Annotated in this window: 20 protein-coding genes and 6 tRNA genes; 18 read left to right on the top strand and 8 right to left on the bottom strand. The window is 72.0% G+C overall.

The features are described 5' to 3' along the window. Positions 1 to 29: 29 nt before the first annotated feature. The 3 genes from ACGFI2_RS22695 to ACGFI2_RS22705 all read left to right on the top strand — a co-directional run bounded on the left by ACGFI2_RS22695 (position 30) and on the right by ACGFI2_RS22705 (position 2,312). Positions 30 to 884: a DMT family transporter gene (locus ACGFI2_RS22695; protein ID WP_393520395.1), complete on the top strand. Its 855-nt coding sequence runs from the start codon at positions 30 to 32 to the stop codon at positions 882 to 884. Between the two features lie 151 nt (positions 885 to 1,035). Beyond that, positions 1,036 to 1,419 (top strand): PadR family transcriptional regulator, encoded by a 384-nt coding sequence (locus ACGFI2_RS22700; RefSeq protein WP_393520397.1) that lies wholly within the window; start codon positions 1,036 to 1,038, stop codon positions 1,417 to 1,419. Then, entirely contained in the window at positions 1,416 to 2,312 is an 897-nt protein-coding gene (locus ACGFI2_RS22705; protein WP_393520399.1) for a hypothetical protein, read from the top strand. Before ACGFI2_RS22700 ends, ACGFI2_RS22705 begins: the two co-directional genes overlap by 4 nt. A 159-nt stretch (positions 2,313 to 2,471) precedes the next feature. Here ACGFI2_RS22705 and ACGFI2_RS22710 read toward each other — a convergent pair whose 3' ends face one another. Beyond that, positions 2,472 to 3,125, bottom strand: coding sequence for a hypothetical protein (locus tag ACGFI2_RS22710; RefSeq protein ID WP_393520401.1), 654 nt, complete (start codon positions 3,123 to 3,125; stop codon positions 2,472 to 2,474). 173 nt (positions 3,126 to 3,298) lie between these two features. Between ACGFI2_RS22710 and ACGFI2_RS22715 the strand changes: the two genes are divergently transcribed. The 8 genes from ACGFI2_RS22715 (at position 3,299) to zwf (ending at position 6,210) form a co-directional block, all read left to right on the top strand. After that, positions 3,299 to 3,430: a hypothetical protein gene (locus tag ACGFI2_RS22715; RefSeq protein WP_393520403.1), complete on the top strand. Its 132-nt coding sequence runs from the start codon at positions 3,299 to 3,301 to the stop codon at positions 3,428 to 3,430. A 73-nt stretch (positions 3,431 to 3,503) separates the two neighbouring features. After that, positions 3,504 to 3,576: transfer RNA gene (locus ACGFI2_RS22720), tRNA-Trp, on the top strand. A gap of 145 nt (positions 3,577 to 3,721) precedes the next feature. Further along, positions 3,722 to 3,794, top strand: a tRNA-Glu gene (locus ACGFI2_RS22725). A gap of 108 nt (positions 3,795 to 3,902) precedes the next feature. Further along, positions 3,903 to 3,978: transfer RNA gene (locus ACGFI2_RS22730), tRNA-Leu, on the top strand. 77 nt (positions 3,979 to 4,055) lie between these two features. Further along, positions 4,056 to 4,129 (top strand) — tRNA-Met (locus ACGFI2_RS22735). A 10-nt stretch (positions 4,130 to 4,139) separates the two neighbouring features. Then, positions 4,140 to 4,213 (top strand) — tRNA-Leu (locus tag ACGFI2_RS22740). 83 nt (positions 4,214 to 4,296) lie between these two features. Then, a tRNA-Arg gene (locus ACGFI2_RS22745) sits at positions 4,297 to 4,369 on the top strand. A 347-nt stretch (positions 4,370 to 4,716) separates the two neighbouring features. After that, positions 4,717 to 6,210, top strand: coding sequence for a glucose-6-phosphate dehydrogenase (gene zwf, locus ACGFI2_RS22750; RefSeq protein ID WP_393520405.1), 1,494 nt, complete (start codon positions 4,717 to 4,719; stop codon positions 6,208 to 6,210). 76 nt (positions 6,211 to 6,286) lie between these two features. Here the strand turns inward: zwf and ACGFI2_RS22755 are convergent, their stop codons facing one another. The 3 genes from ACGFI2_RS22755 to ACGFI2_RS22765 form a co-directional block, all read right to left on the bottom strand. After that, on the bottom strand, positions 6,287 to 7,525 hold the full coding sequence (locus tag ACGFI2_RS22755) for a cellulose binding domain-containing protein (protein WP_393520407.1): 1,239 nt from the start codon (positions 7,523 to 7,525) through the stop codon (positions 6,287 to 6,289). Positions 7,526 to 7,726: 201 nt separating this feature from the next. Continuing rightward, positions 7,727 to 8,704, bottom strand: a complete 978-nt coding sequence (locus ACGFI2_RS22760) for a hypothetical protein (RefSeq protein WP_393520409.1) — start codon at positions 8,702 to 8,704, stop codon at positions 7,727 to 7,729. Between the two features lie 4 nt (positions 8,705 to 8,708). Continuing rightward, positions 8,709 to 9,338 carry a TetR/AcrR family transcriptional regulator gene (locus ACGFI2_RS22765; protein ID WP_393520411.1) on the bottom strand — a complete coding sequence of 210 codons (630 nt, stop codon included), beginning with the start codon at positions 9,336 to 9,338 and terminating at the stop codon, positions 8,709 to 8,711. A 50-nt stretch (positions 9,339 to 9,388) separates the two neighbouring features. Here ACGFI2_RS22765 and ACGFI2_RS22770 point away from each other — a divergent pair, with 50 nt between their 5' ends. The 3 genes from ACGFI2_RS22770 (at position 9,389) to ACGFI2_RS22780 (ending at position 11,766) form a co-directional block, all read left to right on the top strand. Continuing rightward, positions 9,389 to 10,537: an MFS transporter gene (locus tag ACGFI2_RS22770; RefSeq protein ID WP_393520413.1), complete on the top strand. Its 1,149-nt coding sequence runs from the start codon at positions 9,389 to 9,391 to the stop codon at positions 10,535 to 10,537. 63 nt (positions 10,538 to 10,600) lie between these two features. After that, the gene (locus ACGFI2_RS22775) at positions 10,601 to 11,359 is read left to right on the top strand and encodes an ArsR family transcriptional regulator (protein ID WP_393520415.1); all 759 of its coding nucleotides are present in this window, start codon (positions 10,601 to 10,603) and stop codon (positions 11,357 to 11,359) included. A gap of 14 nt (positions 11,360 to 11,373) precedes the next feature. Beyond that, positions 11,374 to 11,766 (top strand): VOC family protein, encoded by a 393-nt coding sequence (locus ACGFI2_RS22780; protein WP_393520417.1) that lies wholly within the window; start codon positions 11,374 to 11,376, stop codon positions 11,764 to 11,766. Here ACGFI2_RS22780 and ACGFI2_RS22785 read toward each other — a convergent pair. From ACGFI2_RS22785 to ACGFI2_RS22800, 4 genes are read right to left on the bottom strand one after another with little or no spacing between them, the layout of a single operon-like run. Next, positions 11,726 to 12,205, bottom strand: a complete 480-nt coding sequence (locus ACGFI2_RS22785) for a hypothetical protein (protein WP_393520419.1) — start codon at positions 12,203 to 12,205, stop codon at positions 11,726 to 11,728. The genes ACGFI2_RS22780 and ACGFI2_RS22785 overlap by 41 nt on opposite strands. 17 nt (positions 12,206 to 12,222) lie before the next feature. Further along, a complete protein-coding gene (locus ACGFI2_RS22790) occupies positions 12,223 to 15,060 on the bottom strand; it encodes a hypothetical protein (protein ID WP_393520421.1) in 2,838 nt (945 codons plus the stop codon). A 31-nt stretch (positions 15,061 to 15,091) separates the two neighbouring features. Further along, positions 15,092 to 16,669: a hypothetical protein gene (locus ACGFI2_RS22795; protein ID WP_393520423.1), complete on the bottom strand. Its 1,578-nt coding sequence runs from the start codon at positions 16,667 to 16,669 to the stop codon at positions 15,092 to 15,094. After that, complete coding sequence (locus tag ACGFI2_RS22800; protein ID WP_393520425.1) at positions 16,666 to 18,336, bottom strand: hypothetical protein; 1,671 nt, start codon at positions 18,334 to 18,336, stop codon at positions 16,666 to 16,668. The genes ACGFI2_RS22795 and ACGFI2_RS22800 overlap by 4 nt, the downstream gene beginning before the upstream one ends. Before the next feature lie 239 nt (positions 18,337 to 18,575). Here ACGFI2_RS22800 and ACGFI2_RS22805 point away from each other — a divergent pair, with 239 nt between their 5' ends. The 4 genes from ACGFI2_RS22805 to ACGFI2_RS22820 all read left to right on the top strand — a co-directional run bounded on the left by ACGFI2_RS22805 (position 18,576) and on the right by ACGFI2_RS22820 (position 21,958). Then, entirely contained in the window at positions 18,576 to 19,445 is an 870-nt protein-coding gene (locus ACGFI2_RS22805) for a DUF6745 domain-containing protein (RefSeq protein WP_393520427.1), read from the top strand. A gap of 230 nt (positions 19,446 to 19,675) precedes the next feature. After that, on the top strand, positions 19,676 to 21,052 hold the full coding sequence (locus ACGFI2_RS22810; protein ID WP_393520429.1) for a CoA transferase: 1,377 nt from the start codon (positions 19,676 to 19,678) through the stop codon (positions 21,050 to 21,052). Between the two features lie 98 nt (positions 21,053 to 21,150). Then, complete coding sequence (locus ACGFI2_RS22815; protein ID WP_393520431.1) at positions 21,151 to 21,600, top strand: phage holin family protein; 450 nt, start codon at positions 21,151 to 21,153, stop codon at positions 21,598 to 21,600. Next, positions 21,593 to 21,958, top strand: a complete 366-nt coding sequence (locus ACGFI2_RS22820; protein WP_393520433.1) for a DUF3618 domain-containing protein — start codon at positions 21,593 to 21,595, stop codon at positions 21,956 to 21,958. Before ACGFI2_RS22815 ends, ACGFI2_RS22820 begins: the two co-directional genes overlap by 8 nt. Positions 21,959 to 21,975 lie beyond the last annotated feature (17 nt).

Consider the following 21,975-nt stretch of genomic DNA (forward strand, 5'->3'; position numbering starts at 1 on the left):
GCACCCACGGACCACCCGCTCACTCACCCATGATCTTTTACGCGCTGGCCGCGGCCTTCAGCTTCGCGTTGTCCGCCGCGTTGCACCAGCGTGCCGCGACCCGTCAGCCGCGCTTCGCAGCGCTCGACCCGCGGCTGCTGCTGCGGCTGTTCCGCGACCGCCTGTGGCTCTCCGGCTGGATACCGGACACGGCCGGAGTCGTTTTCCAGGTGCTCGCGTTGCGTGTCGGCGCGCTCGCGGTCGTGCAACCTGTCATGGCCAGCGGGCTGTTCATGGCAGTGCTGATCGAGGCGGCCATCGCCGGCCGGCGCATCGCGCGCCGGGACCTGATCGCGGTCGCGGTGGGCGTGGTGGGCCTGACCGCGTTCCTACTTCTCGCCGACGTCCACGCCGGCGTGACCCGACCACTGCCGGCGGCGTGGGCGATCGCCATGGGCTGCGCAGTAGCGGCCATCGCGGCCTGCGTCCTGACCGCGCGTCGCCGCCATGGCGCCGCGCGGGGCGCGCTGCTGGGCGTGGCCGGCGGAGTCGCGTACAGCTTCGCGGCAGCGCTGATCAAGGACCTCACCGGCGGGCCCGCCGGGTCCCTGCTGGCCGCCGTGGTCAGCTGGCGATCCGCGGCGCTGGTGGTGGCCGTCGCCCTCGGGCTGATGTTGAATCAGGCCGCATTCCAGCAAGGCCGCCTCGCCGCGCCCCTGACGGCTCTCACACTCACCGACCCCGTCGTCAGCGTCCTCGTCGCCATTGCCGTCTTCCGGGAAACACTCTCCCACGACCCGATGCGCATCGTCGGCCTCGTCCTGGCGGCCGGTACGGTCGGCATCGGCGTGTGGCTCGCCGCCTCCGCCTGCCCGACCAGACCGGACGGACACCGCCGAAGGTGATCGCTGCGCGGGGCTGATCACTCGACACCGGGCCGGCGCGGTGCGCGCCCGGACGTCCGACGTGCGGCAATTGCTGAGAACGATCAGGTCCGTCGACCACTGTGCACGGTCACCTTGGCTAGATACTCAAGTTGCTTGTATATTCGAGACCATGCGATCGACTTCGCGTCCCGCGCTGCGGGAACCGTCGTACTTCGTCCTTGCCGCCCTGCTCGGTGGACCGCTCCACGGTTATGCCGTGATCAAGCGGGTGACCGAGCTGTCCGATGAGCGGGTGACCCTCGCTGCCGGCTCGCTGTACTCGGTGATCGACCGACTGCTCGGCGAGGGACTCGTCACCGCCGACGGTGAAGAGATCGTCAACGGGCGTGCCCGTCGCTACTACCGGCTCACCGAAGAGGGCTACCGCGTACTCGCCGAGGAAGCCGACCGGCTCGTCCGGGCCGCCCGGGTGGTCATGGACCGCCTGCCGCGCCGGAGCTTGTCGCAGGGAAGCGCCCACCAACCTTCTACCGCGAGGATCAGACCAGCATGAGTTCCGATGTACTGGAGAAGCGCTACCGCCTGCTGCTGCGGGCCTATCCGGCCGATTACCGCCGCGAACGCGCCGACGAACTGATCGACACGTTGATCGGCGACGAACCGACCACCCGTCGCTGGCCCAGCGTCCGGCAGGCGGCCTCGCTGATCCGGGGCGCCCTACGGGTGCACGGTGGCAGCACCGCTGCCCGGCCCACCGCCGTGCTGCTCTGGCAGGGCATCCACCTGGGCGCCATGGCGGTGCTGGCGCTGGGTGCGCTCATCGGCCTGGACGACCTCGTCGAGGCGTTCCAGTTCGGCGGACTCTCGGACCCCCTGCGCGTCCTGCGGGATCAGGGCGTCTACCAGGTCATGGTGAGCGCGGCGCTGGTGGCGCTCGTCGCGGGCCGCACCCGCACCGCTGCCGTCCTGGTGGTGGCAGCGGCGGTGGTGCCGACCGTGATCTCCCCGTACCTGTTCCTCAACGGCCTGCCGCAGTGGTGGGCGCCGGTTCTCGCCACGCCTCTGATCCTGGTGGGCCTGCGGCGTCCGGCGGACGTGCCGCCGGCGCCCCGGGCCAACGCGGTTCTGGTGACCATCGGCATACTCGCCCTGCATCTGATCCCTGCGGAAGGTATCCGCATGGTCGACGCGGGCTCGCGGATCGTTGCCGCCGCCATGGTGATCGCCGGGGCAGCCGTCTTCCTCTGGGTGGCGACGGCCGACCAGCGACTGCTGATCGCAGTCGTCCCCACCCTCCTGCTGGGCACGCTTCACCAACTGGGCAACGCCGTGTCGACGGGGGAACTGCTGCGCCGGCCCGACGCCCTGCCGTCCCTGGTCGTCGCGGTCCTCATGGCAGCCGGCGCGGTCGTCTCGACCCGGCTGCGGCAGCGCACCCGGGCCTGACCAACCGCCGGGCGGTCCGGTCACGGCCGGGCCGCCCGGGCAGGAACCGATACAACACCCCTACCGGGCGTCGCGCCGACGACGGGCCTTCCCCGATCGGGATCGTGAAGGTGCGAGGCTCATGGTTGGCGTCGCCAGGCTTCCCCCTGCGCCGCCTGTTCACGACCACCGTGCGCATTCGACGTCGAGGCGTGGGTCGGTGCGTACCCAGACTTCGCCCCTGGCGGCCCCGGCCGGGGCGTCGACCCGTTCGAGACCGAGGAATTCGATCAGCTGGAGCAGCTCGGCTCGTTCGGCTCGGTCATCGTCGACGTCGTGCGAGTCGAAGAAGACGTAGTACCGGTCGCTCGGGTCGACGATGCCCGAATCCGCCCAGATCCGGCCGACCTCTTCGGTCGCCGCCGCTTCCGTCGTGATCGTGGCGGCGCGGGCGGCGCCGCGGGTCTCCGGTGACGCGTCGAGGTCGGCGAGGTCGGAGAACCACTGGCCGAAATGGTCGAGGCCGGCATATCCGTTCTCGAAGAACAGCATCGCGCTCGGCAGGTAGCGGTTGGCCCGGTCGATCCGGAGGTGTTCCGACCGAGGTTGGTCCGCATCCCTGATCCAGGAGATCACCCCCAGGGCGGGCATGAGCACCAACCTCTGCCTCGCCGGTTCATCCCTGATGGTGTACGTGTCGGACTCGCGACCCCGGAAGAACGCAGAGAAGGCCAGGTAGGCCTCCTGAGGGTCGCCCACCGAAACGTGTTGATCGTTGCCGTCACCGACAGCGAAGACGAACTGCTTCGGTCCGGGATCGTAGGGGCGGGCCATGTGCGTCCTTCGTTCACCTGTGACAGCTCCACCGGCGCGGCGGATCGGAGCGGGCACGCCCGCGGCCCTGATCATAGGCGTGCGGTACGACTCCGGAATTTCCATTGCCCGTCGCGGACATCGGTCGTACCGTGAAATGGCAAGGTCAACCGGACCGAACCAAGGAGTTCCCCGTGTCGCAGTACGTCTCCACCGAAACCACGCGGTCCATGCCGCGCGGCGGTGTCGTGCTGTCCTCGATCGGGCGAGCCCACGATCTGTGCGCGAGCGAGCAGAACTGGAAGCCGGGGTGGCGGCGCGAGTAGCGCCAGCGAAAGCTGACAAGCCGCCCACCCCGACAGGGACAGGGCGGCTTCTTCATTAGCCGAAGAACCTCACGGGGGCGTAGCTCAACTGGGAGAGCGCCGGCCTCCAAAGCCGAAGGTTGCAGGTTCGATTCCTGTCGCCCCTGCTTTCGCCCCGGCCACGGCCGGAGGCGTCGTTGATTTTCAACTCCACAGTGGATGGCATGGAAACAAGACCCGGCCGGCGCCTGCGTGGGCGCCGGCCGGGGGCAACACCGTCCGGGACGGGGGAGACGGCAACCCGCCCGCCACGGGCCGTTGGAGCAATTGGCAGCTCATCCGATTCTCAGCCGGAAGGTTACGGGTTCGAGTCCCGTACGGCCTACGCAGAACATGCCAACCCCGGCCGAGGCGGGCATGCGGCTGCTCGGACAGCAGACGGTTCCCTCCTGGATGCGGAAAGCTGGGTGCGAATCCTGGCCGGGAGCGCAATGCCCTCGTAGCCCAACGGTAGAGGCCCGACGTTGAGGACGTCGCCAGTGCGCGTTCGACTCGCGCCGAGGGCACCACGCAGGCGAGCCCCGGTGGGCACACCGGATTCGTAACCCGGAGGTAGGGCGTTCGAGTCGCCTCGCCGGCTCTCCTCGCCGACGTAGCTCAGGTGGCCAGAGCGCTCCGCTCATAACGGAGAGGCCCCCGGTTCGAGGCCGGGCGTCGGCACGCGGAACATGCCCGGGTAGCCCAACGGCAGGAGGCACCCCGTTCAGGGCGGGGACAGTGCGCGTTCGAATCGCGCTCCGGGTACGGATGGGGTCGTAGCTCAGTCGGTAGCAGCGCTTCGCTCGCAACGAAGAGGTCGGCGGTTCGAGTCCGCCCGACGACACCATGCCCCCGTGGCTCAGCGGATAGAGCACTGGATTACGGATCCAGGGGTCGCGCGTTCGAATCGCGCCGGGGGCACGCATGGAGCCGTTGACCAAATGGGTCCCGGCGGTCACGGGGACGCCGTTCCAAACGGCGACTGCCATCCGCTGCGGAGCGCGACCAGGAGGCCCTGCCGGCACGGCCGCCGACCTGGATCCCGGGAATTGAGACTCGGATCCCACGGGCGAACGTCTGAGCAGGGATACGCCGACAGGCTGACACCGAGCTGCCTATCCGTCGGGCCGGCATGCGACGCTCAAGCTCCGCGACCAACGGGGCCACGTCCCGTGGCCGCGGGCACGACCGCGACAGTGCACCATTCCTGGCATGACAGCGCAGCACCGCCCGACCCGACACCCCTGATGGCCGGAGGAACGCAGACCATGGACCACGCATCTCAGCTCATCCAGGAGCGGAGTGCCCCGCCGGCCACGCTGGTGATCTTCGGCGCCTCCGGTGACCTGACCCGGCGTAAGCTGCTGCCCGCGGTCGAGAGCCTGGCCCGGCACGAGCGGCTCCCGGACCAGTTCGCGCTGGTCGGCGTCGCGCGTACGCCGATGACCGACGAGCAGTTCGCCGAGAGCGCCCTCGGCGGGCGCGCCCTCGCCAGCAAGCGCCAGCTCCGAGGCGGCGTACGGTACGTGACCGGCGGCTACGACGACCCGGAGACCTACAAGCGGCTGGTGGAGACGCTCGACGAGTTGGACGCGCAGCGGGGCACGTCCGGCAACCGACTCTTCTACCTGTCGACCCCGGCCGGGGCCTTCGAGCCGGTGATCAACGGGCTGGCCGGTGTCGGGCTCAATCAGCCGCGCGAGGGTGCCTTCGCCCGCCTGGTCATCGAGAAGCCGTACGGGCGGGACCTGGTCACGGCCCGCGAGCTGGACGGCGTCGTGCACAGCGCGTTCGACGAGCACCAGGTCTTTCGTATCGATCACTATCTGGGCAAGGACACCGTCCAGAACGTGCTGGCGCTGCGCTTCGCGAACTCGATTTTCCAGCCCATCTGGGATCGCTCCTGGGTCGACCACGTGCAGATCACCGTCGCGGAGACCCTGGGCGTCGGTAGCCGCGGCGGCTTCTACGAGGACGCCGGCGCGATGCGGGACATCGTGCAGAACCACGTGCTCCAGGTCCTCGCGCTGGCACTGATGGAGCCGCCGGCCTCGTTCGAGGCCGAGGGCCTGCGCAACGAGAAGGTGAAGTTGCTGCAGGCGATCCGGCTCCCCACCGACCGGGACATCGCCGAGGCCGCGGTCCGCGGGCAGTACACCCGGGGCGGCACCCGCGAGGAGTTGATGGCCGGCTACCGCGAGGAGGCCGGCGTCGACCCGCTGTCGCGGACCGAAACCTACGCCGCGATGCGGCTCAACGTGGACAACTGGCGGTGGGCCGGGGTGCCGTTCTACGTGCGCACCGGCAAGCGCCTGCCGGCCCGGCTCACCGAGGTGGCGCTGCAGTTCCAGCGGCCGCCGCACCTGCCGATCCCGACCGACCAGCTCACCGGCCTCGAGGCGGACGCGCTGATCCTGCGGATCCAGCCGAACGAGGGCATCTCGCTGCGCTTCGGCGCCAAGGTGCCGGGTCACTCCTTCCGGGTCCGCACCGCCACGATGGAGTTCTCGTACGACCAGACCTTCATGGAGGAGTCCCCGGAGGCGTACGAGCGTCTGCTCCTGGACGCGCTGATCGGTGACGCGTCGCTCTTCATCCGCAGCGACGAGGTGCAGCAGTGCTGGCGGATCGTCGACCCGATCATCGAGAACTGGGAGAAGGACCACTCGCCGATCCCCACCTACGAGGCCGCCTCCTGGGGTCCGACCGACGCCGACCGGCTCATCGGCCGGCACGGCCGTAAGTGGCGCAACTCCGCGTGACCTGCCCGTCGCGAGGACAGGCGGCGCGCCCGTACCGGTCCGGGACCTTCCGGACCGGCACGGGCGTCGTCGGGCGTCAGCTTCCGACGCAGGTGGCGGTGGCTCCGCCGCCGGTTCCGCTGCCCTGGAATCCGAAGCTGGTGGACTGGCCGGCGGCCAGTCGTCCGTTGTAGCTCTGGTTCGCGACGGTGACCGTCCCGCTGGTGCCGCCGGCGACGCCGTTCCACAGCGAGGTGATCGATGCTCCGCTCGGCAGGGTGAGCGTGACGCGCCAGCCGGTGAGGGCGGTTGCGCCGGCGGTGACGTTGACGGTGGCGACGAATCCGCCGTTCCACTGGTCCTGGACGGAGTAGACCGCGGTGCAGGTGGGCGTCCCACCGCCGGGCGGGGGAGTGGTGGGTGGCGGAGTGGTGGGTGGCGGGCTGGTGGGCGGCGGAGTGGTGGGTGGCGGAGTGGTGGGCGGCGGGCCGTCGTCGAGCGTCAGGTTCTTCTGTTGGACGGTCCACTGGGTGTGGCACAGACCGCAGTCGGCGCCGACGAAGGTACGCCCGGCGGTGGTGTCGCCCTTGAGGCGCCACTTGAGGTAGAGCACCGCCACCCGGCCGAACTCGCCGCCGTTGGGCTGGTCGTAGGTGCCGCCGTGCCCGACGTTGAGATTGCCCATGAACGCGGGCAGCCCGGCCGGCAGCTTGCCCCAGTCGTCCATGGCGTTCGGGTAGGCGATGTCGCTGGGCCCGCCGATGAAGTAGGCGATCGGCTTGGTCAACCTCCTGAGCTGGTAGTCATCGGCATCGTTCAACAGACCGCTGCTGAAGATGCCGGTCGTGGTGACGCGGGGGTCGGCGGAGACGGCGTACGCCTCCAGCCCGCCGCAGGAGAAGCCGGCGACCGCGATCCTGGACGGATCGAGCCGGTTGTAGTACTTGCTGGCCGGCCGGGAGTTCTCCGCCACGGCCCAGTCGATGGACTGGGTGAGCATCTGGGAGGTGGTGGAGCCGGACCCGTTCGGCGCGCCGCTGGCGATGGCGAGGAAGCCGTGGGAGGCGATCTCGCGGAGAAAGTTGCCCTGGGAGAGGCCGTTGGCCGAACAGCCGCCGTTGCCCCACACGACGATGGGCAGTCGTTCGGACGGGAGTGTCTGGGGTCGGAAGATGGTGTGGTTGGCCAGGGTGGTCGAGGTCTCGTAGTCGGCGGGGTAGGGGCCGGAACCGCCGACCGCGGCGTCGGCCGGTGTCCCGCCGAGCGCCATGACCACGGAGGTGACCGGAAGGACGACGGCCGCCAGCCCCGCCCAGATTTTCGCTGTCCGTCTCATGCGCCCTCCCGCGGATGTCGCCACGGCGCTGCCTGCGGTTGCCGGTGGCGGTTGGCCGCTCACGCCTCGACCGACGTGGGGCACCCACATGGCGCCGGCGGGAACGGGATGCGGTTACTATCACCGCGGTAACGAAATGTGTCAATGTATTGCCCGGCTGTCGGGACTCGTGTGCCGCCGCCCACCGGCCCGGGCGACCGGTCAGAAGCCGGTCAGCGGTATCGGCGGCGGGTTTGGCCCTCTGCGTCCATTGCGCTCGGCGATCGCCGTCAGTTCGATCAGGACATCCTCGTCGAAGCCGGCGGAGTGCTTGTCGAGCAGGGTGCCATCGGGGTCCAGGGCGTCATACCGCTCCCACTGCTCGGTGCGGAAGAGGAACAGGGGTACAAGGCTCGGAGACTCCGGCTCCTGACCGCTGTCCGTGACGGCGGCCAGCGCCTCGGTGTCGCCCTCGATGGCGAGCACGCACAGCACCTCGCGAGCCGGGCCGGGGCCCAGCGCGCGGAGCCGTTGGCGGCACGCCTCGACGGCCCGCGCCGGGAACGGCCCGCCGGCGACGCGCGCCAGCGTCGGCACCAGGCTCGCCGGGTCGTAGCTGTCGAGCAGGTCGAGTCGTCCTTTCAGGATCGGGACGACGGCGAGCCCGGCGTGAAACACACTGACCGGCGCCGGTTGGCACAGATGGGGGTTGTCCTGCGCGAGGGCGAGCACCGCCTGGGGCGGCATGGCCCCGTCGTCGTCGCTCAGGGCCTGGTCGAGGTCTCCGAGGAGGTCCGGATGGTCGGTGGCGCGCAGCACACCGGCCATCGCCTCGCGCAGGTCAGGGTCGGGGGAGTCCAGCGCGGCCCGCAGCACCCGGCCGTCGCTCGGTGGCGCGGTGACCAGCCTGACCCGCGGCTCGTGCGGACAGTCCGGCGCAGGTGCGAGTAGGAACCGCAACGCCGGCTTCGGCCGGTCGACCAGCGCGGCCCAGATGCGGTCGGGTGCCCTCGGGTCGCTGGTCCAGGACTCGGCGAGGGTCGCCTCGGCCATCGCCGAGACCTGCTCGTCCCGCGCGTCCGCCATCAGCCGGACCACCGTCCCGGTGTGGTGGTGCCGACGCCTCATCCGTCCACAGAGGATCCGTGCGGCGAGTCGTGCCGTCGGTCCGACGTCACTCAACGCCATCCGCTTCAGCATCCACTCATTGTCCGCCCCACGTGCGTTGTGCTCCAGGCCGAATCCGATGGATGAGAGTGGCTCGTTCGACGAGGCGTCCGGCCACCTTCCGTGCCTCGGTCAGCAGGTGGTCGTGCCCGTCGACGCCACGGTGGGCCACCCCGCCTTCGAGCAGCAGGAACAGGTGGTCCGCCGTCGCGTCGGGATCGTCGACCCCACCCCGGAGGAGTTCCGCGAGCCGTCGGCGTACGGCCTGCTTGTGCGCGCGGACGACCCGGTGGGCGGGATGCCCGGCAGGTAGCTCGCCCGCGGCGTTGAGGAACGCGCAGCCGCGGTCCGTGGCCAGCGGGTCGCCGAGGTACGCGTCGAAGACGGCCAGGGCCTTCGGGGCCGGGGCCTGGGCGATGCGCTCCTCGAGCCGGCCCCACCAGGCTTCGTGCCGGGCCTGGAGAACTGCGGTGACCAGGTTCTCCTTGGAGCCGAACCGGTCGTACAGCGTGCGTTTGGTGATGCCCGACTCGGTGGCGATGGTGTCCACCCCGACCGCGTGGATGCCCTGGCGGTAGAACAGCTCGGAGGCGACCTCGAGGATCCGCCGGGCGCCGGGGGTCAGCGCCGGCGCCCGCAGGTCGGGCGGGGTCTCCTCGGGTGTCATCGGTGCTCCTCGTCGCCGGGCAACTTCACAGGTCAGTGTACCTTGGTTGGATGCTGGTACACAGACCTGTGAGATCGGAGACGCTTCGGCTGGCCTGGGCGGGCCTGTCGTTGATCGCGGCCTGCTACGGCCTCGCGCGCTTCGCGTACGGTCTCTTCGTCCCGGTCTTCCGGGTCGAGTTCGGCCTCGACGCCGCCGCCACCGGCGCGATCGCCTCCAGCGCCTACGCCTCCTACTGCCTGGCGATCGTCGTCGCCACGGTCCTCACGCCGCGCCTGGGCGGTCGCACCCTGGCCGTGCTCGCCGGGTGCGCCGCCACGGCCGGAACGCTCCTGATCGCCGTCGCGCCGAACGCGGCCGTGCTCACGGTGGGAGTGATCGTCGCCGGATCCAGCACCGGGGTGGCGTCCCCGCCGTTGGCCCATGCGGTCGCGCACGCCGTCGCGGCGCCCGTCCGGAACCGGACGCAGGCGGTCGTCAACGCGGGAACCGGCGTCGGGGTCGCGGTCGCCGGGCCGATCGCGCTACTCACGTACGGGCAGTGGCGGGCCGCGTGGTTCGTCTTCGCGATCGCGTGCGCGGCCGTCACCGGGTGGGTGGCCCGGGCCGTGCCGTCCACGCGATCCGGTGACGGGCCGGCCGCGCTGCTGCCGAGGCCACTGCTGCCCGCCGGGAGCGGGCGGCTGGTGGTCGCCGCCGCGCTGACCGGAGTGGCGAGCGCCGCGACCTGGACCTTCGGCCGCGACCTGCTGGTCACCGCCGGCGGGATGAGCCAACGGCCCGCCACGCTCGCCTGGGTCCTGCTCGGCGCCCTGGGCGTGCTCGGCGCGGCCGCCGGTGACCTGGCCGGACGGGTCGGCGTCGGCAGGGCATGGCTGCTGACCATGACGACCCTGGCCGCCGCCACCGGTCTGCTGGCCGCCCTCCCCGGCGGCCCGGTCGTCGCCTGTGTCGCGGCGGGCGCGTTCGGGGCGGCGTACATCGCGTTGAGTGGCCTGCTGCTGATCTGGGGAACCCGGGTGTACCCGAACGCGCCCGCTGCCGGCGTCGGCGTCGCGTTCCTGGTCCTGGCGTTGGGGCAGGGCGCCGGCGCGTCCCTCGTCGGCATCGCGGCGGAGGCGGTCGGCCTGCGGCCGGCCTTCGCGGCCGCGGCGCTGGTGGCGGCCCTCGGAGCCGGGCTCCGCCCGCGCGGGTCCTGAACCCGGCCGTGGTCGGCTCACGCAGCGTATTCAATCAAGCTCATTTGATGTATGATGTCGATCATGGAGTCGAGTCGACTCGCCCCGGCCTTCCTGCGGTTGGCCGCCCATCCGCTGAGATGGCGACTGCTGTCCGAGCTCGTGGTCAGCGACTACCGGGTCCGGGAGCTGGTGGCGCGGACGGGCGAGCCGCAGAGCCTCGTCTCATACCACCTGCGGCTGCTGCGCGACGGCGGACTGGTCACCGCCACGCGCAGCAGTTTCGACGGCCGCGACAGCTACTACCACCTGGACCTCGATCGCTGCGCGGACGCGCTGGGCGACGCCGGCGCCGCACTGCACCCGGAACTGCGTCGGGAGCCGGCGCCCCCGGTCGACCTGCGGCGATCGCGCCGCGTCCGCGTGCTGTTCGTGTGCACCGGCAACAGCGCTCGCTCGCCGGTCGCCGAGGCGCTGCTACGTCATCGCGCCGGTGGCCGGGCCGAAGCGATCAGCGCCGGCAGCCGTCCCAAGGGCCACCTGCACCCCGACGCCGTCCGGGTCCTGCACGACGAGTTCGGCATCGACGTCGCCGGGCAGCGCCCCCGGCACCTCGACACCGTGACCGGTCGCCGCTTCGACTACGTGATCAGCCTGTGTGACAAGGCCCGCGAGGTGGTCCCGGACTTCCCGGAGCACCCCCGGCGCGCGCACTGGAGCATTCCCGACCCCGCCGCCGGCGACACCGACCGGGCCGGCTACCCCGCCTTCCAGCGGGTGGCAGCCGACATCGACACCCGCGTCCGGCGCCTGCTGCCGGTCCTCGACGCCATCCGTTCCTGAGAAGAGGTCCCGCCGTGACCGCGTCCGACCAGTACGCCAGCGTCCGTTACCTCGTCGACGACGTCCAGGCCGCCGTCGACTTCTACACCGCCCACCTCGGCTTCACGGTGAACACCAACGCCGCGCCCGCCTTCGCCGACGTGGTCCGCGGTCCGCTGCGACTGCTGCTGTCCGGGCCGGCCAGCTCCGGCGCCCGGGCCACCCCCGCCGACGCCACCGCCGCGGGCCGCAACCGGATCCACCTGACCGTCGACGACCTCGACGCCGAGATCGACCGACTGCGCGCCGCCGGTCTACCGTTCCGCAGCGCCCTGGTCAGCGGCCCCGGTGGACGCCAGATCCTGCTCACCGACCCGGCCGGCAACCTCATCGAACTGTTCCAACCCGCCCACCGGACGTCGGCGTAGCCGCTCGCCGCACCTCACGGCCGAGGGCGCGGCCGTCGCAGCCGACCTCCCGCGCGCCCGCGAGGACGCGACGGCGCAGGAGCTCGTACTCCTGCCGGCATCGCCCGGGCGGGCCCGGCGGACGTCGCTGCACCTGGCCGCCGACGACGGCCTCCTGTGGGTGGAACTGATCGGCGGTGAGGTCGACGTCGGAGCCGTCGGGCAGTCGATTCCAGTAGTGGTAACCGACCCTGACGTCCCCGACGAAGACCTCACCGAGGACGAGTTCTCCGCCGAGGAGGTCCTGCACGATCAACGCGGTGACTCCGCACTGACCGCGGGCCGGGTTGCCGGGGTGCCAGTCGGGCAGGTCGTGCGGGTCGCAGGTGTCCGCTCCCCAGCTCGCCCGCAGGATCGGCCGCAGACGCTCCAGGTCGATCGTCGGACGACCTCTTCGCATGTCACTTTCTTCTGATGTCACGCCTGAAGGGTGCGGGCTCCACCGGGTCGAGGGTCAAGGGAACGCTCGCCACTCGAACTCGGCGGGTTGAGGTCGGGGCCGGCCTGTAACTGGACGAGCGAGGTGGGTGTGACGACCTCCCACGGATCGCCGACGGCCACCTCCTCACCCGGGCGGTCGAGAGCGTCGGCGATCAGCTCCTCGATCGGCGGGTACGGATTGCCGCCGTCCCGCCACGGCCGTGGCGACAGGGTGGGCACCTGGGAGGAGGCGAGATATCCGCCGACGGCGTACTCGTAGCCGGGGCGTACCGGCACGATGACCCGGGCCGCGCCGGCCTGGAGGAACGCCTGGTGCAACGGGTCGCTGCTGGTGCGGCTGCGTACGGTGACCCAGCGGTCCCGGCCGGCCCACTGGTAGGGATAGCACAGGTAGGTCAGGTTCTCCCACTCGAAGACCTCCTCGAAGAACTGGATGTTGTCGGCCTCGGCGACGATCTGCATCCGGTCGATGCGGGGAGCCTCGTCGTCCGGAGTGTCCAGGGCGCCGTACAGGTCGAACTCCTGGCCGGTGAGCACGGTCTGGCAGGCCCGCTTGAGTTCCAGCATCTCCAGCTGCCGAAGGCTGGCCGCCGACCCGTCCGCCTGGTACGCGGTGCGCGCCTGCCGGCGTGCCTGGTCGTTGTCGTAGGCGGAGCGCTGGGCCAGGTAACCGGCTCGGATCGACTCCCAGGCCCGCAACCGCCACGCCTCGAACGCGCCGTCGGTCCGGGTGCACCGGACCCGCACCACGACGGTGAGCCCGCCCCGCTGGTCGGCGCTGATGCCGATCGGGACCGGCCCGGGGGCGGGTTGGTCGAAATCGACGACCGACACGCCTTCGGTGCTGTCGTTGAGGATCAACCGTTGCTCGCCGACGGCGATCTGGGCGGCCTGCGGCGGGCTGCCGGCGTCGGTGGCGTATTCCCCGTCGGTCAGGCCCCAGGTGGTCCAGACGTACGCTCTGCTCGCCTCGTACCCGGCCGGTACCGCGACCTCGCCGGTGTAGGAGGCGTACCCCCACTCGGGCTGGGACTTGTCGGTGGAGTTCTTGGGGTAGTCGAACGGCCGGGCGGCCGGGTCGACGAAGGTGGCGGTGGCGAAGACCTCCGGATCCGGGGGCGGTTCGACGCCGAAGATGTCCCAGCGGGCGGCCTTGGCGGCCCAGTTGTCGTCGTCCAGGTCGTCGACGTCGAGGAACCAGGCAGGCGGTTTGGGGACGGCGCCCAGGCTGGTGTCCTCGGAGGTCCGGGTGTCCAGCCAGACCAGCGTGGCGGCGGGCTCGGGGACGATGAACTCCAGCATGAGCCGCTCGCCGTAGTTGTACACCCGCGCCTGGTCGACCTTGTCCAGCCAGCGGTAGACGCCGCTGATGTCGGCCGTGCCGGCGGAGTTGTCGAAGGAGTGGGTGTTGGTCTCGGTGACCCGGACGGTGCTCGTGGTGGTACGACGTTGACCGGTCTCGGTACGCAGGAGCTGCGTGGCGCTCTCGGTGAGTGTCTTGGCGTACGACACCGCGGAGCTGCTGCTCGTCTCGGTCGAGGTGGACTGGTCGGCGTTGACCTCGATACCGGCCCGGACCGGCCCCAGCCCGCCGGACACGCTGACGCCCAGCGAGGTGGAGTTCTGCTGCGACGCCGCCGTCGCCAATGCCCGGTCCAGGCTGTTCTGCTCGGTGGACGCGAGTTCCTCGGTGGACGCGTCGATCCTCTTACTGGTCGTGGTCACGGTTTCGCTGGTGCTGGTATCGGCCACGTGGGACCGCCCGCGCGTCTCGCTGGCCAGCACGTTCTCGAGGTACGAGATCTCGCCGGGCTGGTAGCGCAGCAGCGCGGTACGGATGATCATGAGGTCGCCCCGGCCGGCGATGCGGGTGTACGCATCCAGCACCGGCACCTTCGGCTGCCCCGGATAGGGCAGCGGGTCGGCCGGGCCGGGGTGCGACGGGATCGGTTCGAAATCGCCCCCGGTCAGCTTCGCGGTCGCCCGGCGCCGGGCGTCCGCCTGTTCGGCGGAGAACACCCGGGCGAGGCGGCTCAGCGTCGTGGTGTCCGGAACACCGAGGTCGGCCGCCGCCTGCGCGGTGGCCGAGATGGCCGGACCGAGATCGGGAAACCCGCTGTTCCGCAGGTCCTGCACGGTGGCGTCGGTCAGCCCGACGGCGTCGGCCCGGGAGCGCAGTCGCCGCAGCGTCTGGCCGAGGTCGGCGAACCGGTCGGCCCGATCGGCGTCGGCGTTGGTCCGCGGGGGTGCCGGCGGGTCCGGCAGCAGCACGTCGCGTCCGCCGAGCAGGGCCCGGACCAGGCACGCCGCGTCGGCGTCGGACCGGGCGAGGCGCAGCAGCGTCATCCCGCGCAGCACGCGGACCAGCACGACGGCCACCGGTGACCGGGGGATCCGCAGGAACCGGCCCAGGACCAGCACGTCCACCACCCAACCGGTCAGCTCCGCCGCGGCCGAGGCGAGCTGTCCGGCGTCCAGGTCGTGCTCGGTGGCCCACCCGGCGATGCCGTCGCGCAGCTCACCGACGGTCAGCCGGGCATCGACGGCGACCCGGAGCAACAGCCACAGCGTCTGCCGGCCGAGCTCGTCCAGGCGGTCGTCCTTCGCCGCCAGCCGCTTGGCCAGCAGTCGCCGCGCCCGGTCGTCGTCCCCGTCGGTGACGACCTCCCGGACCGGATCCGACCAGGCGTCCCGGAAGTCGACGACCGCGTCGATCAACTTCGGGCCGGTCGTGCAGGCGCCCGGGGCGGCGTCGCCCTCCCGGCGCAACTGGACGAACCGCAGGCCCACCTGGGTGGTGACGGGGGTTGTCATGGTTCCCCTCCGGTCTCCCGACTCGCTGGTCTCAGATCTTCGGCAGGTGCAGGGCCGCGGGCATGCCGTACGCGACCAGGTGTGTGTTGAGCCGGTCCACGAGCTGGTTCCATTCGGTCCGCACGCCGGTCCGCTGGCTGGCCGCCGTCCGCAGGGCCTTCTGCCACTCGTCCTCGTGCAGGGCGCCGACCAGTTCCGCGAGGGTGAACTGGTCGAACGCCACGATCGGTTCGTCGGCGCGCGGCGTGTCGGAGAGCGGGAACCCCCGCAGCGTCCCGCCGCCGGACATCGGGAAGTCGGCCGCCCGGGCGGCGTCGTCGTACGCCTCGACCTCGCGCAGGGTGGGTACGGCCCGGTTGCCGTACCTGTCGACGCGCGTGACGCCGTCGAACATCCGCCCGGCGTGCAGGTCGACCCGGGCGTGCTCCCAGGGCGAGAGCAGTTGGAGGTTGGCCGGCTCGGCGGCGCCGGTGAGCATCGACAGCCGGCTGGTCCAGACGGTCTCGTCCAGGTGCCTGCGCAGCTCTCGCGCCCAGCCGACCATGCGCTTGGTGAACCGTTGGGGCAGGCCGTGCTCCCATTCGTAGGAGCGGCTCGCCACGTTCCAGGCACCTGGCAGGCGTAGCGCCATCTCGAACAGCTCGTCCCGGGACATCCGGTAGTACGGATCCCGGGCGTACCGTTCCGCCAGGTCCGTCGGGTCCCCGGTCTCGCGGGCGGTGTCGCTGCCGTAGTGGCTCCACAGCCGTTGCAGCTCGGCGTCGTCGGCTTCGAGGAAGGCGTCGTCCTCCAGCCGGGCCGCCAGCTCCCACCGCGCCTGGTCGGCGGTGCGGGCGGTGGGCGTCCCGCGGACGATCCGGAACTGGTACACCGGCGCGGCGCCGGTCGAGATCATGTGGGCGATCTGCGGTTCGGACAGCAGCAGATCCGGGTCGTAGTCCCAGGCGTGCAGGACGTCCCGGCTCCTCAACCCCAGCGCGCGGAACAGGCTGACGCCGCGCGCGTCCAGCGGGATGTCCCGTCCCCACGCCCGGGACGCCATCACCATTCCGATGGTGCGGTGGCCGCGGGCGGTGACGAGCGGCCCGTAGGGCGGATAGTGCAGGTCCGGGCCGGTCGGCGCGTTCATCGGAATGACGTTGAGTTCCTCCGGCAACGCGACGTGGCGCCCGATCTGGTAGCGGTGCCTGCTGTAGGCGATGCCGCCGTCGTACGGCGTCGGGCCGAACCGGAAGTCGTGGAACGCCTGGACGAGCGCCTGGCGGTACAGGTCGGGGTCGGTGGTGCGCAGCATGGTCGCGGCGGCGGGACCGAGCAGCGAGTCGACGATGCCGTGGAACAGCGAGTCGGCGGCGCCGCCGGCGAGGAACTCGCCGATCGTCAGCCGTGGATTGTCCCGCCGGGCCGCCTGGAGGGCGTCCTGCAGGTACGCGGATTCCAGCGCGACACCGGAGTGGCCGACGAGTTGCGCCGGATCACGCAGGAACGCGGTCGGGACCGGCACGTTCGTCGCGGCCTTCGTCGCCGCCTTCCTGGCGGCCTGGGCGGTCAGCTTCTGCTGGGCCATCAGCAGCGCCTGTTGCCGCAGCAGTTCCACCGGCCGGGTCATGGCGACACCCGCGGCAGTTCCTCGAGCAGGGTGGCGGCCAGGTCGGCGTCCACCGGGGCGGCTGCCGCCGCCGCCCGTGCCAGTCGGGGCAGCGGCACGTCACCACGGGTCAGCACCCGCCGGCCGGCCGCCAGCAGCGAACCACCGACCCGTTCCACCACCGGCGGCACCAGCACGCCGCCCAGGGTCAGCGCGGCGGCCAGGCCGCTCATCGGCTCCCCCTGGAGATCCTTTCCGGTCAACACGTACGCGGCGACGGAACCGAGATCACGCAGGTCGTACATGGCCTGGATGGTCGGTACCGGGACGAACTGGCCGACCGTCACCACCACGTGGGCGATCTCGTCAAGCGTGGCCGGCCGGTCCGGCAGATCCCGCACCGGCACCACCTCGTCGGTGATCTCCAGGGGTACGTCGTCGAAGTGCGTGGCCACCTGCTCCCGGTAGCGGACGATGCCCTTGAGGGTGCTCACCCCGGCGGCGCCGACCGACTCGTCGAGGAACACCCGCACCCCCGCGGTGCGGATCACGGTCAGCTGCCACACCAGCCCGTCCGGCACCGTGGTGGCCAGGCCGGCGGCCGGCTCGCCGTCGGCGTCCAGCAGGTCCAGCCGGTAGGCGAAGCGGTCCTCGGCGCTGGCCGGGTCGACCCGGATGTGGATCGGCAGCGGCGCGCCGTCGGGTATCCCGCCCAGCCAGTCGATGTAGGTGTCGTACACGTCCTTGGCCAGCGCGAACGCGACGTCGTCGAGGACCGAGGCGGCGGCGACGAACCAGTCGGGCTGCCACGACCAGGGCTGGCCGACGGGCGGGCGACGAAGGTCGGGGCGGACCAGCACCAGGTCGAGTCCGTCGGCCCGGGCCTGCTGGACGGCCGTCGGCAGCAGCGCGCCGCCGGTCCCCGCGACTGCCGCGTCCAACGCGACGGTCCCGGCCACCAGGTCGGGTTCGGTGAGCGGGACCGCCCGCACCGGACCGCCCAGCGGCGGCAGCGTGTCCGGGTGCCGGTGGCGCCGGATCTCGAAGGCCAGGGTCTGGTCGCAGCGGGTGGGTCCGTCCCCGGGCAGGTACGCGGCCCGCAGCGCCCGCAACCCGTCCGCGCCGAGCAGTGGCCGCGCCGAGTACGACACCCCCGGCGCCATCGCCAGCAGCAGCCGCATCGCGCTCCAGTGCACCAGCGGGGTGGCCGGCGCGTCCGCGTCCTCGATCTCGAAGGCGCGCGCGGGCGTGAACGTGTATCCCATCGGCAGCGGCGGGTACGAGATCGTCTCTCCGCCGACCGCCACGCTCCGCTCCGCACCGGCGATCCGGTGCTCGACCCTCAGGTCGAAGACCAGCGGCTGGGCGGTGTCGACGTCGGTCACCAGGACGGCGGACGGCGCCGGCCGCCGGTCCGCGTGTGCCGCGGTGGCGGCCTCGTAGCACCAGCCGGGCAGATAGCTGACGGTAAGCGAATCGGCCCCGTCGAAGCGGATGTGCAGCACGTTGCTCATCGCGTCGAGGCACACGAACACCGGATCGGCCGGTACGCCGCCGTACAGCTCCAGCCACCGGCCCGCGCCCTCGACCGCGGTGTCGAGGGTCAGCCAGACGTCCTCCAGCACGGCGCGCAGCGGTCCGGCCGCTTCGTCGGCGGCCTCCAGGAGGGTCGGTGGACCCGGTGCCATGGTTGGCAGCCTAGACACGGCCTGTCACGCCGCAGTCACCTATCGGTCGCCGTCGAATCGGAAGGCGGACACCGAGGAATCCGGCCCCCGGGACGACGCCGGGCCGGCGGGCTGTCCTCCCGGTAGCGGAGGTACGAGCGGTCCGGATCCGCCGACGGGAATCGCGTTGCGTCGGCGTCGCGGTGGCGTCATAGTCGTCTCATGATCTTCTTCAGGAAGGGCGGCGACGCCCCGGCGCGATGAGCGCCCCCGCGCGGCGCGACGACGCCGCCGCACCCCCACCGGCCGTCGGCGGCGGCAACCCCCACGACCTGTGGCAGCGGGCCGTCCGGATCCGCCAGGAATGGCTCGACCACGCCCTGTGCACCCAGCCGGCCGACCGGGAGACGGCCGAACGTTGCCTGACCGCCGTCTACGCCAGGGCGTCACGACCGCGACCCCGCTTCGAGTGGGTCGACTCGCCGGACCAGGCACGACCCCTGATCACCGGCTGGCCCACCCTCGACCAGCTTCACGAGCGCGTCCGTGACCCCCGGCCGGGCGGGACGCCGCCGCTGGCGAGTGATCTCGCCATGATCGTCTCCCGGTTGCGCGGCGCGCTGAGCGCGGGCGTCACCCACACCGATCCCGAGCTGTCACCCGCACGCGCGAGCAGGACCAGGCAACCATGGCCCGGACTGGCGCCGTCGCACGCCCTCGACAGCGGCGTTCCGCTCGCTGTCGTGCTGCACCAGGGCGTACGCACGGCGCTGCACCGGAGCCTGGCGCACGGCTTCTACCTGCCGGTGCGCGCCGCGCTCGCCGGCGACGCTCCGCTCCCGGTCTGCTGGTACGGGCAGCAGGACGCGTCCTGGATCGCCTACTACGACGTGCTGCGCCGGCTCGGTCTCGCCGGCTACCGGCCGGACCAGGCCGACCACCTCGACAGCTGGGCCGGCCTGGCCCGCTCCTGCGGCTGGTGGTGGCCCGGCGAGGACGTGTGTGTCGTGGTGGACCGGCCCCGGGAGATCCGGGTCGAGCCGGTCCCCGGGACAGCGCACGACCAGATCCGCCTCCGACCGCACGGCGTGCGCTACCGCGACGGCTGGCAACCACGCCTGATCGGGTGACCTGAGTCGGTGGGTATACGCGGCCTCCGGCCCCGCACCGGAACCTCCGGCGCAGCCGGCGGATCTCGGCGTACGTCGGAGACGTAGTTCGGGGTGTAGAGACCGTCGTCGTACTCGGCGGTCTCGACACCGATCTCCCACATCCCACGCCTGTCGTGCCACCCCGCCGAGTGGGTGAGAGCACCCGGGTGCGGCAGACGCGGGCCGGCCGAAGCCGGAAGGATGTCCGCATGGCGACTCTGGTGAACGGCGTGCTGGCCGACCTGGGGCTGATGGATCCCGTCGCGCCTGGGCTGGTCGGGGATCCACGGCCCGCGGCGCTGGCGTCACCGCTCGCCGTCGCCGACTGCGCGATCGCGTCCGTGGCCGCCTGCCTCACGGCTGCCGCCGACCTGGCTCATGCCCGCACCGGTCGGCGGCCCGACCTCACGCTCGACACCGGACACGTGGCGGCGGTGGTGCGCGGCGAGGTCTGGCTTCGCGACGCGGACGGGCGGGGGATCGACGGCTTCGCCCCGCTGTCCCGGTTGTGGCCGGCCGCGGACGGCTGGGTGCGTACCCATGCGAACTATCCGTGGCATCGGGCGGCGCTGCTGGCGTCCCTCGGGGTGGCCGACGGTCCGGACGCCGAGGTGCGGACGCAGGTGGCCGGCGTCATCGCCGACCGCCCGGCGTCGGAGGTCGAACGTGCCGTGTACGGCGCGGGAGGGTTGGCCGTGGCCGCTCGCACGCAGGCCCGGTGGCAGGCGGAGAGCCGGGACGGCACGGCGGGGACCTCGCCGCTCGTGACCATGGTGCCGCTCAGCCGTGCCGCACGGCCGCTGCCCGAACCGGGTCGGCTGCCGGCGTCCGGGGTGAAGGTGCTCGACCTGACCCGGGTCATCGCCGGCCCCGTCGGCACCAGGATGCTGGGCGCGCTCGGCGCCGACGTGCTGCGGGTCGACGATCCGCGCCGTCCGGAGCTGGCGCTGCACGCCGTCGACGGAGTGATCGGCAAGGCCAGCGCGACCCTGGACGCCAGCACGGAGCCGGGCCGTCGAACGCTGCACCGCCTGCTCGACCAGGCCGACGTCCTGGTCACCGGCTACCGGCCCGGAGCCCTGCGCCGTCTCGGTCTCGATCCGGACCAGGTCGCCGAACAGCACCCCGGCACCAGCGTCGTCACGCTCTCGGCCTGGGCCACCTTCGGGACCTGGGGCAACCGGCGCGGGTTCGACAGCCTGGTGCAGGTCGCCACCGGAATCGGCTGGGCCACCAGCACGGACGGCATCCGGCCCGGCGCGCTGCCCTGCCAACTGCTCGACCACGCCACCGGCTACCTCATCGCCGCCGGCGCGCTTGCCGCACTGGCCCGGCGTGCCCGCACCGGCGAGGCCTCCCACGTCTCGCTGTTCCTCACCAGGACGGCACGATGGCTGCTCGACCAGGGCAGCAGGCCGGCCGGGCAGGACACCGGCGAGGACCCGGGGCGCCACGCCGACGCCTACCGCACCGAACTCGGGAACGGGTGGAGCGGGATCAGCCCACCGGGTCAGCTGGACGGCCGTCCGCTGAGCTGGCCCCACCTGCCACCCGCCTACGGGCAGGCGCCGCCGTCCTGGAGCTGACCGCGAACCACGCTCCCTCGCTGCCCGGATCGGTGCGACGTTCGTTTGCGCGGCGGCCGGCCAGGGCATCAGGCGTGCACACGACGAGAGGGGATGCGATGACACCGGACCCGTCGGCCCGCGTCGACGAGGATCGCACCGCCCCGGCGGAGACCCTGTCGACGTCGGCCCTGATCAGCCGCGCCACCGAGCAACTGTCGACACTCGTACGCGATGAGCTGGCACTGGCCAGGGCGGAACTCGTCGCCAAGGGCCGGCACGCCGGCCTCGGCGGGGGCCTGTTCGGCGGCGCCGCCGTCCTCGGCCTGTACGGGCTCGCGTTGCTGGTGGTCCTGGCGGTGGTGTTGCTGGATCTGGTCTGGCCGCTGTGGCTGGCCGTCCTGACCGTCATGGTCGTCGTGCTCGCCGCCGCCGGGGTGATGGCTCTGCTCGGCCGTCGGCAGATGCGCGCGATGACGCCGCTGGCGCCGCAGGAGGCGGTCTCCGGCGTGACCGCGGACGTGGACGCGGTGAAGACCGCGTTCCGGGAGGGGAGAAGCCATGAGTGAGCACACGCCTTCGGACCCGCAGCAGTTGCGGGCCGAGATCGCACAGACCCGCGCCGCCCTCGGTGACACCGTCGAGGCGCTCGCCGCCAAGACGGATGTCAAGGCTCGCGCCAAGGTCGCCGCCGAGGAAGCCGGCGCGCAGGCCAGGGCCACGGTGAACGCCGCGGTGGGGCGCGCCGGGCAGGTCGCGGGTTCGGTCACCGGTCGGCTCGCGTCGACATCGGAGTCGATCGAGACGTCCCTGCGCGGGCACAACCTGCCGGAGAAGGTACGTCGGCCGCTACCGGTCGCCGCGATCGGCGCGGCCGCGGTGCTGGCCGTGGTGCTCGTCGTGCTGGCTCGACGACGGCGGGCGTGAACGGGCCGAGGTCCGGG

Source organism: Micromonospora sp. NPDC049282 (assembly GCF_043197045.1).
In the GTDB taxonomy this organism is placed as follows: domain Bacteria; phylum Actinomycetota; class Actinomycetes; order Mycobacteriales; family Micromonosporaceae; genus Micromonospora.

Bases quoted from the DNA above. Each gene is read 5' to 3' on its own strand.
- ACGFI2_RS22765 (WP_393520411.1), bottom strand. From the start codon at position 9,338: ATGACACCCGAGGAGACCCCGCCCGACCTGCGGGCGCCGGCGCTGACC.
- ACGFI2_RS22785 (WP_393520419.1), bottom strand. From the start codon at position 12,205: ATGCGAAGAGGTCGTCCGACGATCGACCTGGAGCGTCTGCGGCCGATC.
- ACGFI2_RS22755 (WP_393520407.1), bottom strand. From the start codon at position 7,525: ATGAGACGGACAGCGAAAATCTGGGCGGGGCTGGCGGCCGTCGTCCTT.
- ACGFI2_RS22760 (WP_393520409.1), bottom strand. From the start codon at position 8,704: ATGCTGAAGCGGATGGCGTTGAGTGACGTCGGACCGACGGCACGACTC.
- ACGFI2_RS22705 (WP_393520399.1), top strand. From the start codon at position 1,416: ATGAGTTCCGATGTACTGGAGAAGCGCTACCGCCTGCTGCTGCGGGCC.
- ACGFI2_RS22710 (WP_393520401.1), bottom strand. From the start codon at position 3,125: ATGGCCCGCCCCTACGATCCCGGACCGAAGCAGTTCGTCTTCGCTGTC.
- ACGFI2_RS22775 (WP_393520415.1), top strand. From the start codon at position 10,601: ATGGAGTCGAGTCGACTCGCCCCGGCCTTCCTGCGGTTGGCCGCCCAT.
- ACGFI2_RS22800 (WP_393520425.1), bottom strand. From the start codon at position 18,336: ATGGCACCGGGTCCACCGACCCTCCTGGAGGCCGCCGACGAAGCGGCC.
- zwf (WP_393520405.1), top strand. From the start codon at position 4,717: ATGGACCACGCATCTCAGCTCATCCAGGAGCGGAGTGCCCCGCCGGCC.
- ACGFI2_RS22805 (WP_393520427.1), top strand. From the start codon at position 18,576: ATGAGCGCCCCCGCGCGGCGCGACGACGCCGCCGCACCCCCACCGGCC.
- ACGFI2_RS22770 (WP_393520413.1), top strand. From the start codon at position 9,389: ATGCTGGTACACAGACCTGTGAGATCGGAGACGCTTCGGCTGGCCTGG.
- ACGFI2_RS22695 (WP_393520395.1), top strand. From the start codon at position 30: ATGATCTTTTACGCGCTGGCCGCGGCCTTCAGCTTCGCGTTGTCCGCC.
- ACGFI2_RS22790 (WP_393520421.1), bottom strand. From the start codon at position 15,060: ATGACAACCCCCGTCACCACCCAGGTGGGCCTGCGGTTCGTCCAGTTG.
- ACGFI2_RS22700 (WP_393520397.1), top strand. From the start codon at position 1,036: ATGCGATCGACTTCGCGTCCCGCGCTGCGGGAACCGTCGTACTTCGTC.
- ACGFI2_RS22815 (WP_393520431.1), top strand. From the start codon at position 21,151: ATGACACCGGACCCGTCGGCCCGCGTCGACGAGGATCGCACCGCCCCG.
- ACGFI2_RS22795 (WP_393520423.1), bottom strand. From the start codon at position 16,669: ATGACCCGGCCGGTGGAACTGCTGCGGCAACAGGCGCTGCTGATGGCC.
- ACGFI2_RS22810 (WP_393520429.1), top strand. From the start codon at position 19,676: ATGGCGACTCTGGTGAACGGCGTGCTGGCCGACCTGGGGCTGATGGAT.
- ACGFI2_RS22820 (WP_393520433.1), top strand. From the start codon at position 21,593: ATGAGTGAGCACACGCCTTCGGACCCGCAGCAGTTGCGGGCCGAGATC.